The organism is Desulfurella sp., assembly GCF_023256235.1.
In the GTDB taxonomy this organism is placed as follows: domain Bacteria; phylum Campylobacterota_A; class Desulfurellia; order Desulfurellales; family Desulfurellaceae; genus Desulfurella.
The window spans coordinates 98,494-108,753 of the sequence record NZ_JAGDWY010000067.1; the positions used below are offsets into that span (position 1 = coordinate 98,494).

Here is a 10,260-nt window from a genome sequence, read left to right on the forward strand (position 1 = left end):
TACGGTATTAAAGCGATTCACGCAGGTCTTGGAAATGCATGTGATACGCCGCTTTGGTATTACAGTTATGCTTCAACGCCCACAGATAAACAAATCGAATCATTTAAAAAACTGAAGAGCTTAATTGATTTACCTATTATTATTGATGGTAGAATGGGTAACCCGGATAGGATAAAGGCTTTGCTTGAAGAAGGATGGGTTGACTTTTTTGGATTGGGCAGATCTCTTGTGGCGGACCAATATTTTGTAAATAAATTGTTAAATAATGAGTTAGACAAAATTTGGTACTGTGGTGGTTGTTTGCAGGGATGCTTGTACAATGTTAGAAGCGGAATAGGTCTTGGATGTATTACAAATCCTTTTGTAGATAAGAAATTCTTTGAACCTTCAGGTAAAAAACTTAAGGTTTGCATAGCTGGCGGTGGTCCAGCAGGAATTGCTACAGGTATTTATGCTAAAATGAAAGGTTATGATGCTATTGTTTTTGAAAAGAAAGAACTTGGCGGACAATTTATACTTGCAACAAAAGCTCCATACAAAGACGCAATGCTAAAGCCATTAAATGCTCTTATAAACGAAGCTAAAAGACGAGGTGTTGAGTTTAGATACGAAGAAGCAAACTATGAAAAATTAAAAGAGCAAAATCCTGATTTAGTTGTTGTGGCAACTGGTGCCAACTCGCAAATACCAAATATTAAAGGCATTGAGAATGAGTATGTAATAGATGCATTTAGTTTTTTTGAATCAGTTGTCAAGCCCAAAGGCAAAAGGGTACTTGTATTAGGTATTGGCTTAATTGGAAGAGAGGCTATGGAAATCCTGGCAAACCAGGGTTTTGAGGTGGTGGGTGTTGATATATTAAGTGAATTAACGCAGGATTTTACACTTGCAAGGCTTAAAAATAACCCAAATGTAAAAATATTTGTAGCAACAAGTGTTGAAGAATTTACAAACGAAGGTGTATTTGCAAGACAGGAAGACGAAGTAATAAATTTAGGCAAATTTGACACAATCATTTCTAGCATTGGTACAAAGCCAAATAAGGCTTTGTATGAGCAAATTAAAGACAAGTTTAAAAATGTTGAAATTATTGGAGATGCGGCAAAGGTAGCAGACATTTACACCGCAACCCAATCTGCATACGAACTCATAAGTAGATACTAATCTATTATTTTATTATAAAGGTGGGTTTGTCCCACCTTTATAATAAACTACCTTACCGTTTTTACATATAAATATCTTGTTTTCGAAATATGGATAATATCGTTGGTGCCGGGGGCGGGAATCGAACCCGCATGGGGTTGCCCCCACTGGATTTTGAGTCCAGCGCGTCTACCAGTTTCACCACCCCGGCAATACTTTAATAATCTTATTATGAAGTTAAAAAAAAGTCAAGTTGTAATTTACTTATAAGGCTTTTTTGAGATCAAATAGAATTTTTCCTAAATCTTTTGTATTATCTTGTTTTAACTCTAATACTTTATATTTAAATATATTGCCTAAAAATTCTCTAAAGTCTTCAAGGATGTATGTAGCTCCAGATTCATCTGTCCCTGGTAAAACTAAATAGATAAAATTATTGCCTTCGTTAAAAAATGCATCAGAATTTCTAAGAATCTTATTCAAAATTTCAACTGCATACTTCAGGTTTTTTTGAGTATCAAATTTTAAAATTGCAATGCAAAAAAAATCTAATGAGTTGATAGATTCATCTAAATTCAACTCTTTTTTCACTCTTGCGATATTTGCAAAAGAATAATTAATTAAACTTTGTAAACAGCTTAAATCAAATACTTGAGCCATTTTAACCTCGTTTTTTATTGTTGGCAAAATTATATATTTAATATTAGCTATTTGCAAGAAAAAAATTTTTACATTATATAGCTAAAAAATCTATGCCAAAATGTTTATGTTAACTCTGTGGTTTTTAAGTTAAAATAAAACAAATAAAGCTTTGTAAAATAGCCAAATGCACAAAAATAAAATTATTTTTTATCAAACAAAATTGTTAAATTTTGATATTTTATTGATTTATTTAAAATTAGGTATTATAATTAACTTATGACAACTAATTTTAATACCGCTGAGTTTTTTTCTTTTGCATTAAAAAGCATTGTTTCTATTTTTGCAATACTAAACCCATTTGGAGCCTTGCCTGTTTTTGTAAGCCTTACTCAAAATTATTCTCAAAAAGATAAACACTATATTATAAGGCGTTCAACATATTTTGTTTTTGGAATATTAACATTTTTTTTCTTATTTGGCGAATTAATTTTTAAAATATTTGGGATTAATATAGGTTCACTGGAAGTAGCGGGAGGCATTTTGCTATCTTTAGTTTCTATTAATATGGTTTTTGGCAATCCTCATAAAGAGCGTACATCCAAAGATGAGCTTGCAGATTTGGAAGATAAAGAAAATATTGCACTTGTACCACTTGCTATACCCCTTTTATCTGGTCCTGGTGCAATTGCTACTGTTATTACACTTTCTACTTCAGTTGAAAATTTATTTTTATATATTGCGATATTTATAGCCATTATTATTGCGTGTTTTGCAGTATACTTTGTTCTAATCAGCTCTTCTTACTTAAATAGATTTTTGGGTAAAATCGGAATAGGTATAATTTCAAGGCTTATGGGTATAATATTGCTTGCAATATCTGTACAATTTATTGTAAATGGCCTAAAAGTACTGTTTCCAGCTTTTCTAAAGTAAGCATGTGTATTTTTATTACAGAATTCATTCAAAATATTAATTTGACTAAATGAATTTGTTTTGTATATTAATTTTTGTGAGAGGATAAAATGAATTTATTGACAAAAGAAGAGTTCAAAGAACTATCTTACGAAAAAATATTTGAACGGCTAGAAACAAACGAAAGAGGTTTAAAACCTAAAGAAGCTCAAAAAAGGCAACAAGAGTTTGGTTTTAATGAAATACCAGAAAAAAAGCAATCTCTTGTTGTTTTATTTTTGAAAAAATTTTGGGGCCTTACAGCATGGATGCTTGAATTTATAATTATTTTATCAATTTTTTTAAAACATTATTTGGATGCTTATTTTATAGGTGCATTGTTGCTACTTAACGCTATTCTGAGTTTTTACCAAGAATCTAAATCTTCTCAAGCAGTAGAAGCTTTAAAAAAACAACTTGCCATAAAGGTGCGCACACTTAGAGACCAGTGGGTATTGATTGATGCAAGAGAAGTAACTATTGGAGATATTATTAGAATTCGAGCAGGGGATTTTGTGCCTGCTGATGTAAAAATTATAGATGGTATGGTTGGTGTAGATCAATCTGCTCTTACAGGTGAATCTCAGCTTATACAAAAAACAAGCAATGATATACTGTATTCTGGATCAATAATAAAAAATGGTGAATGTACAGCGGTTGTTGTATTTATAGGCTCTAATACATATTTTGGAAAAACTACACAACTAGTTGAGCTTGCAAAACCAAAGTTAAATATAGAACATATGATTACAAAAGTAGTAAAATTTTTGATGGTTATTGTTGCAGGTTCTCTTATTGTAACTTTCGTAGTTTCCTATATTAGAGGAGAAAATCTCTTTGCACTTTTGCCTTTAATGCTTATTTTGCTTGTTAGCGCAATTCCTGTCGCACTACCTGCTATGTTTACTGTATCGATGGCACTTGGTTCACAACAGTTATCAAAAAAAGGTATATTGGTAACGAGACTCAATGCTTCAGAAGATGTAGCATCAATGACTACGCTTTGTGCAGATAAAACTGGTACGATTACTGAAAATAGATTGACTTTGTCAAAAGTTAAGCCAGTATCAGGTTTTAGTGAAAACGACATATATATTTATGGAGCTTTATGTAGTCTTGAAGCTAATCATGATCCAATAGATTTAGCATTTATTAATGCCTGTAAACAAAAAAATATAGATTTATCCGGCTATGAGCAAATAAATTTTATACCTTTTGATCCAAAATTAAAACGTACTCAGGCAGTTGTAAAATTTAATTTTCAGCAAATTATTATAACAAAAGGTGCATATGAAAGTATTTGCAATGTATGCCCTATTATAGATCACACTCTCAAATCTGAACTTGACAAGACAGTCAGCGAGTGGGCTACAAATGGTTACAAAACAATTGCTATATCTATAGAAAAAGATTCCAATATAGAATTTGTTGGTATAGCTGCATTATATGATCCACCCAGAAAAGATTCAAGTGTTTTTATAAAAGAATTAAGAAAACTTGGTGTTAAAATAAAAATGCTCACAGGAGATGCAAAACCTATAGCAAAAGAAATTGCAAAAGAAGTAGAAATTGGAGATAACATAGCTGAACCTCAAATTATAAGAGAAGCTATTTCTTCTGATGCAAAGAAAGCATATGAGATTGCAAGTAAAGCAGATGGGTTTTGTGAAGTTTTACCAGAAGATAAGTTTTACATAGTAAAAGCTCTGCAAAGTGGTAATGAGATTGTTGGTATGACAGGTGATGGTGTAAACGATGCACCAGCTTTAAAGCAAGCTGAAGTTGGGATTGCGGTAAGTAATGCAACAGATATTGCAAAAAAAGCAGCCAGTGTAGTTTTGGTTCAAGAAGGTTTGGGTACTATTGTTAATTTGATTAAAATGGGCCGAATAATTCATCATAGAGTATTAAACTGGATTGTAAATAAGATTGTCAAGACTTTCCAAACAGTTGTATTCGTATGTATTGCATATTTAATTACTGGAAAATTTGTAGTTTCTGCTTTAGATGTGGTTTTATTACTATTTATTATTGATTTTGTAACAATATCATTTTCTACGGATAATGTAAGATGGAGCAAAAAACCCGAGGTATTTAATATCAGACCCATTGTCAATGTAAGTATTGTAATTGGTATTTTAACTGTTTTAGAATCGTTGATTATATTGTATATAGCAGATAAGTATTATTCAATTTTTTCAAATTTAGACCAATTACACTCTTTTGGTTTTGGTATATTGCTCTTTTCCAATATTTTTAATGTATTTGTTATAAGAGAAAGAGGTCATTTCTGGGAATCTGTTCCAAGCAGGGTATTGCTTGTATCAATGCTTGCAGATTTTATAGTTGGTGTTTTAATGATGAGTTTTGGCATTATTGTTCACCGAGTTCCTTTTGAGTTGGTAGCTTTGCTTGTTTTCTATTTAATACTAGCATCTTTATTTAATGATTTTGTTAAAGTGGCTTTGAGTAAGCTAAAAAATCATTGACGCAATATTTAATAATGCGTTTTTTGCTTTTTCTTGCAAAAAAATATGGGGTTTACAGATATTTGTAGATTCAATTGCTGGGTTTATTGTAATAATTTTAGAACCATAAAATTTAAATTTATTTGCGACATAATCATTCGTTGGCACTGCGCCACTTGATCCTATCAAGAAAATTATATCTGGATATTTGCACTCATTTATAAATTCATAGTAATTATTTGCTTGATATTCATTTTCTATATAATCCCAATCTCCAAACATCAATATGTTTGGTCTAAGTAAACTACCACATACAGGACAATAAGGGAGGTTACTTGCCTGCATAGTTTTTTCATCTAAATCACAAAGCGGAACATCATAATTTTCTTGTACAAAATAGCTACATGCAAGCCCTCTTGTGCATTGCAATCTCCACATGGAACCATGAACTTCGTAAACTTTGTCTTTATCAGCTCCAGAGCGTAAATGATAACCATCTGTATTAGTTGTATGTATAAAGGAAGATTTAAAAACTTCTTTCATCAAACGTACAATAACATAGTAACCTTCATGGGGTTTATTGTAATGAGCATTTCTCCTTCTCCATTCATAGAATGCCCAAGCATACTGAGGTCTTACTTCGAAACTGTAAGGGCTTGCCAGTTCTTGCGCTTCTAAACCTTTTTCTTTAAAAACTGGAAAATTGCGCCAGTAACCTTCTTTATCTCTAAATGTAGGGATACCCGAATCTGCACTCATACCAGCACCGGTTAAAAAAAGAGCAGTTTTGCTATTTTTTATGATATTTAACACAGCATCATAATCATTTACCAGCATTTTTGCTCCAAAACAAACAATAAGGATCAATTGCTAAGTAATCGCCAAAATATGCATCAGCCCTTGCTCTGCATCCTCCACACATACTAATATAATCGCAAGTTTTACATTTTCCAGTGTATTTGCTAAAGTCTCTTAAGTTTTGGAATATAGGTGAATTATCCCATATATCTAAAAATGAATTTTGTATAATATTCCCAGCAGATCGCAAAAAATAACTGCATGGTTTAACTGAACCATCAAATGCTATAAATGCGATTGATTGGCCTGCAATACAACCTTTTGCCCCACCGGTTGAAAAGCTAAGTGAACGTCTGATATAGTCTACATTGTGTGTTTTGGTATACAGATCAACTATAGCATAATATTCAGGTGCACAAGTAGGTCTGATAAACATAGTTTTTTCTTGAAGCTCCAGTTTAAAATGCCACTTTAATATTTTATAGTAATCGTTTTTTGAAATTAGTTCGCTTTGTAAATTTTCACCTCTGCCTGTAGGCACGATTATAAACATATACCAGCTTTTTGCCCCAAGAGATTTTGCCAGTTTGTAAGTATTTTCTATATCATGTTGGTTTCTTTTTGTAAAAGAAGAATTTATTATAAATGGGATATCATGTTTAGCCAGAAGCTTTGCAGCATTTATTGTAGCATCAAATGCACCTTCTTGTGCTCTAAAATTATCATGTATTTGTGCAGTAGAGCCATCAAGAGATAAAGAAACTATATCAAAATAGGCTTTAATTTTTAATGATAACTTTTCGTCAACTAATGTACCGTTTGTAGCAAGTCCTACTCGCCAATTTTTAGATTTTGCAAAATAAGCTATCTCAAAAATATCTGATCTAAGAAGCGGTTCTCCGCCTGTTAAAACAATCACAGGCTTATAGCGCTTATCAATATCTTCAATAGTTTGTGTTATTTGTTTATATGTTAAAACTTCATTAAGATTAGCATTTGCATTTGTGCGACAATGGATACAGTTTAGATTACACTTTGGCGTTACTTCAAACGCTAACCACTTAAGCTCATTCATTAAAACGTTTATTTAGATATTCCCACTTCTTTTGAATTGATTGTCTTAAAAATTCAATATTTTCTTGTGTTAAATTTTTGTATCTACCTTGCAGTTTTAAGTATTCTGTAATATCAGTAAATTTAGGTTTTTTTGATAACACATATTTACCATCTATTATCTCATAAAGTGGGAATACACCGGTTTCAACAGCAAGTTTTGCAACTTCAATAGTTTTATCTTCAAGAAATTTTTGGCCTGGCGGGCAGGGCACAAAAATATGTATAAACTTAAAGCCTTTTATAGATTTTGCTTTTTCAAATTTTTTTATAAAATCCTGTGGATATGCAAGCGAAACAGAAGCAATATAGGGTACATAGTGAGCAGCAAGTATAGCCATTAAATCTTTCTTTGGTCTATCTTTGCCTTCTGGTGTTGTGGTTGTTTGAGCAAAGTATGGTGTGGCAGAGCTTCTTTGAATACCGGTATTCATATAGGCTTCGTTGTCATAGCAAACATAAATTATATCGTCATTTCTCTCAGCTGCACCGCTTAAAGCTTGCAAGCCGATATCAAATGTACCGCCATCACCTGCCCAACCTACAACATTTATGCTGTCTTTACCTTGCATCTTAAAGGATGCTTTAATGCCACTTGCAACAGCTGCTGTAGTTTCAAATGCTGTATGAAATACTGGAACTCCTGCGTAATTTTTACCAACAGGACCATTTATAATTGTCCAGCAACATGCAGGTATGACAAGCACAGTATTTCTACCTAAAGCTTTAAGCGCAAGTCGCATTGCCAGACTTGCACCACATCCAGGGCAGGCTAAATTATTTGGAAGAGCTATTTCATCTTTAGATATTTTCATATTTACCTCACAAGAATAATCCTTTTATCTGAGCATTTTTTGCATCTAAAAAGGCATTAGCAATTGTAGATTCTGTAATTTTGTCGCCACCAAGACCTCCCACAAAGCCAACAACATTGCACAGATCCAAGCCACCAGCAATTTCGTCTTTTACAATACCACTTTTGCCATGTGAGATATCTCTATCAAATACCACGATAAGCTTTTTATCACTTAGCAATTGTTTTAATAGTTGTTGAGGAAATGGTCTTAACATATTTATTTTAACAAGGTTAACATCAATGTCGTCTTTTCTTAGGTTATCTACAGCTAACATTGCAGTTTGACTAAGCGTTCCCAAAGCTACTATAGAATACTGACTATCTGGCTTTGGATAAACTTCAACTGGATTATAGTGTCTATTTGTAATTTTTTTAAACTCAAGTGAAACATTGTCAAAAATATCTAAAACTTTAAGCATATCTAAGTGTTGCCCTTTTTTTATAATATAATAGTCTTTTGGAAAGGCGAGTGCACCATATGCTTTTGGGTTTGCTGGATCTAGTGTATCGCGTTTAATTTTTGGAAGCAATTGCTTGACTGTTTCATGTTCTAAAATTTCAACAGGTTCTTTTGTGTGTGTAAGCAAAAAACCATCCAGGCAAACCATAACAGGAAAAAGAGCTCTTTCAGCTACCGCAAAAGCCATTATTATAAAATCATAAACTTCTTGAGAGTTTGCAGCATACAATTGAACCCATCCAGTGTCTCTTTGAGAAAGAGAATCTGTAGCTTCAGCCCAAATATTCCAACCAGGAGCTATTGCCCTGTTTGCATTGGCAAGCACAATTGGCAGTCTGGCACCACTTGCCCAGTGTAAAACTTCGTGCATTAGAAGTAGCCCTTGAGAGCTTGTTGCTGTAAATGTCCTTGAGCCAGCAATGGATGCACCAATGCAAGCTGCCATTGCTGAGTGTTCTGATTCTACTTTAATAAATTGAGCTTTTATTTGTTTGGCATAAATTAAATCAGCGATTTTTTCTATTATTGAGGTTTGTGGTGTTATTGGGTATGCACTTATAACTTCTACATCGCAAACTGACACAGCTTGTGAAACTGCATCATTTCCGCCTAATACTTTTTTCATAAATACCTCACACTATCGTATGCAAGCCTGGCACCTTCTATATTTAAATCGGCTTTTTTATCAATTTTAGATTTTATAGCATTAACTAATATATCAAAAGAAAAATCATTTGTAACCTTACAATAAGCACCAAGAATCGTAGTATTAATAATAGGAATTGCGGGGCTTCCAAGCCCAAGTGATAGCGCAATAGCATTAGCATCCACTGTATAAATATCAATCTTTTTTTCTTTTACTTTAAAGTTTGAGCCATTTATGATTAAAATGCCATTTTCTCTCAATTTTGCAGTATCTATTACAGAGAGACTAAATATAACTGAAATATCTTCTTCTTCTATCTCATAGCGCTGGTAAATTTTATTATTATCTGTGCGAATATAAGAATGTGATGGAGAACCTCTGCGCTCTGCACCATAAGATGGCATAAACTGAACATATTTACCACTATCAAAGTAACACTGAGCAAGTATTTCCCCTGCTACTACAACACCCTGTCCACCTCTACCATGCAAACCAATTTGTTTCATAAAAACCTCACGCCATTTTATTGATATAATTTACCACTATTTCGGTTGGCTCAACCTTGTATTTTAAATGATAAAGACCACGCGGTGCTGGACCAGATACGCGATTCCCCCATGCGTCATAGACACTGCCATGGCAAGGACATATAAATTCTTTTTTATCATTGTGCCATTTTACGATACAGCCCAAGTGTGTACAGTGTGCGTTTAGCGCTACTATTTTATTGTCGCGGTCTATTAAAAATACACTATCTTTATAATTAACACCATCGTTATTGGAACCTTTTTTTAATTCGTCCTTCAAGAATCGTACCAGTCGTTTAGTATTGTTACCTCCAAGGGCAAAATCCAACCCTATAAAACCTACAAAACCAGCAAGTATAACTTTTGCACCGAGTACAAATAAATCTCTTCTATCCATATCAATTTAACCTTTATAAATACTTTCTTCAAGTAATATAGATAAATTTTTGAAATACTCAAGGTTTGTTTTGTTTTTTATAACCTCGCAAAATTTATTGACCCAAAGTTTTAAATGTTCTTCCAGCAAGCGCAACTTTATATCATGATTTTCAGCCGAATCATTTTCTTCTAAATATGCGTAAAAAGCAAGCTCAGCTGCAATATGATCTGGTAGGTCGTGCCAGTTTTTACTTGTATCTAAATTACATGCAGCGTAA

General features: G+C 32.9%; 11 protein-coding genes and 1 tRNA gene. 3 read left to right on the forward strand and 9 right to left on the reverse strand.

Annotated features, from left to right (window positions below; genetic code table 11):
- The coding region (locus tag Q0C22_RS07315; protein WP_291493278.1) for an FAD-dependent oxidoreductase at positions 1–1,164 on the forward strand (1,164 nt) is incomplete at its 5' end.
- A 103-nt stretch (positions 1,165–1,267) separates the two neighbouring features.
- On the opposite strand, the gene Q0C22_RS07320 is transcribed toward Q0C22_RS07315, so the two are convergent.
- Positions 1,268–1,354 (reverse strand) — tRNA-Leu (locus Q0C22_RS07320).
- A 53-nt stretch (positions 1,355–1,407) separates the two neighbouring features.
- Positions 1,408–1,803 (reverse strand): hypothetical protein, encoded by a 396-nt coding sequence (locus tag Q0C22_RS07325; protein WP_291493279.1) that lies wholly within the window; start codon positions 1,801–1,803, stop codon positions 1,408–1,410.
- 258 nt (positions 1,804–2,061) lie between these two features.
- Here Q0C22_RS07325 and Q0C22_RS07330 point away from each other — a divergent pair, with 258 nt between their 5' ends.
- Both Q0C22_RS07330 and Q0C22_RS07335 read left to right on the forward strand, forming a co-directional pair.
- Entirely contained in the window at positions 2,062–2,718 is a 657-nt protein-coding gene (locus Q0C22_RS07330; RefSeq protein WP_291493282.1) for a MarC family protein, read from the forward strand.
- A gap of 89 nt (positions 2,719–2,807) precedes the next feature.
- On the forward strand, positions 2,808–5,225 hold the full coding sequence (locus Q0C22_RS07335) for a plasma-membrane proton-efflux P-type ATPase (RefSeq protein WP_291493284.1): 2,418 nt from the start codon (positions 2,808–2,810) through the stop codon (positions 5,223–5,225).
- On the opposite strand, the gene Q0C22_RS07340 is transcribed toward Q0C22_RS07335, so the two are convergent.
- The 7 genes from Q0C22_RS07340 to Q0C22_RS07370 all read right to left on the reverse strand — a co-directional run.
- The gene (locus tag Q0C22_RS07340; RefSeq protein ID WP_092129407.1) at positions 5,211–6,041 is read right to left on the reverse strand and encodes a Sir2 family NAD-dependent protein deacetylase; all 831 of its coding nucleotides are present in this window, start codon (positions 6,039–6,041) and stop codon (positions 5,211–5,213) included. The genes Q0C22_RS07335 and Q0C22_RS07340 overlap by 15 nt on opposite strands.
- Positions 6,028–7,077, reverse strand: coding sequence for a radical SAM protein (locus tag Q0C22_RS07345; protein ID WP_291493288.1), 1,050 nt, complete (start codon positions 7,075–7,077; stop codon positions 6,028–6,030). Before Q0C22_RS07345 ends, Q0C22_RS07340 begins: the two co-directional genes overlap by 14 nt.
- Positions 7,070–7,930 carry a 3-methyl-2-oxobutanoate dehydrogenase subunit beta gene (locus Q0C22_RS07350; protein WP_291493290.1) on the reverse strand — a complete coding sequence of 287 codons (861 nt, stop codon included), beginning with the start codon at positions 7,928–7,930 and terminating at the stop codon, positions 7,070–7,072. The genes Q0C22_RS07345 and Q0C22_RS07350 overlap by 8 nt, the downstream gene beginning before the upstream one ends.
- Positions 7,931–7,937: 7 nt before the next feature.
- On the reverse strand, positions 7,938–9,056 hold the full coding sequence (locus Q0C22_RS07355) for a transketolase C-terminal domain-containing protein (RefSeq protein WP_291493291.1): 1,119 nt from the start codon (positions 9,054–9,056) through the stop codon (positions 7,938–7,940).
- On the reverse strand, positions 9,053–9,583 hold the full coding sequence (locus Q0C22_RS07360) for a 2-oxoacid:acceptor oxidoreductase family protein (RefSeq protein WP_291493293.1): 531 nt from the start codon (positions 9,581–9,583) through the stop codon (positions 9,053–9,055). The genes Q0C22_RS07355 and Q0C22_RS07360 overlap by 4 nt, the downstream gene beginning before the upstream one ends.
- Before the next feature lie 7 nt (positions 9,584–9,590).
- Positions 9,591–10,001, reverse strand: coding sequence for a ubiquinol-cytochrome c reductase iron-sulfur subunit (locus Q0C22_RS07365; RefSeq protein ID WP_291493296.1), 411 nt, complete (start codon positions 9,999–10,001; stop codon positions 9,591–9,593).
- Positions 10,002–10,007: 6 nt separating this feature from the next.
- A partial coding sequence (locus Q0C22_RS07370) for a molecular chaperone TorD family protein (protein ID WP_291493298.1) occupies positions 10,008–10,260 on the reverse strand: 253 nt, incomplete at its 5' end.

What these genes read in the sequence shown, in the direction of transcription:
- Q0C22_RS07325 (WP_291493279.1), bottom strand. Translation starts at nt 1,803, where the DNA reads ATGGCTCAAGTATTTGATTTAAGCTGTTTACAAAGTTTAATTAATTAT.
- Q0C22_RS07330 (WP_291493282.1), top strand. Translation starts at nt 2,062, where the DNA reads ATGACAACTAATTTTAATACCGCTGAGTTTTTTTCTTTTGCATTAAAA.
- Q0C22_RS07335 (WP_291493284.1), top strand. Translation starts at nt 2,808, where the DNA reads ATGAATTTATTGACAAAAGAAGAGTTCAAAGAACTATCTTACGAAAAA.
- Q0C22_RS07340 (WP_092129407.1), bottom strand. Translation starts at nt 6,041, where the DNA reads ATGCTGGTAAATGATTATGATGCTGTGTTAAATATCATAAAAAATAGC.
- Q0C22_RS07345 (WP_291493288.1), bottom strand. Translation starts at nt 7,077, where the DNA reads ATGAATGAGCTTAAGTGGTTAGCGTTTGAAGTAACGCCAAAGTGTAAT.
- Q0C22_RS07350 (WP_291493290.1), bottom strand. Translation starts at nt 7,930, where the DNA reads ATGAAAATATCTAAAGATGAAATAGCTCTTCCAAATAATTTAGCCTGC.
- Q0C22_RS07355 (WP_291493291.1), bottom strand. Translation starts at nt 9,056, where the DNA reads ATGAAAAAAGTATTAGGCGGAAATGATGCAGTTTCACAAGCTGTGTCA.
- Q0C22_RS07360 (WP_291493293.1), bottom strand. Translation starts at nt 9,583, where the DNA reads ATGAAACAAATTGGTTTGCATGGTAGAGGTGGACAGGGTGTTGTAGTA.
- Q0C22_RS07365 (WP_291493296.1), bottom strand. Translation starts at nt 10,001, where the DNA reads ATGGATAGAAGAGATTTATTTGTACTCGGTGCAAAAGTTATACTTGCT.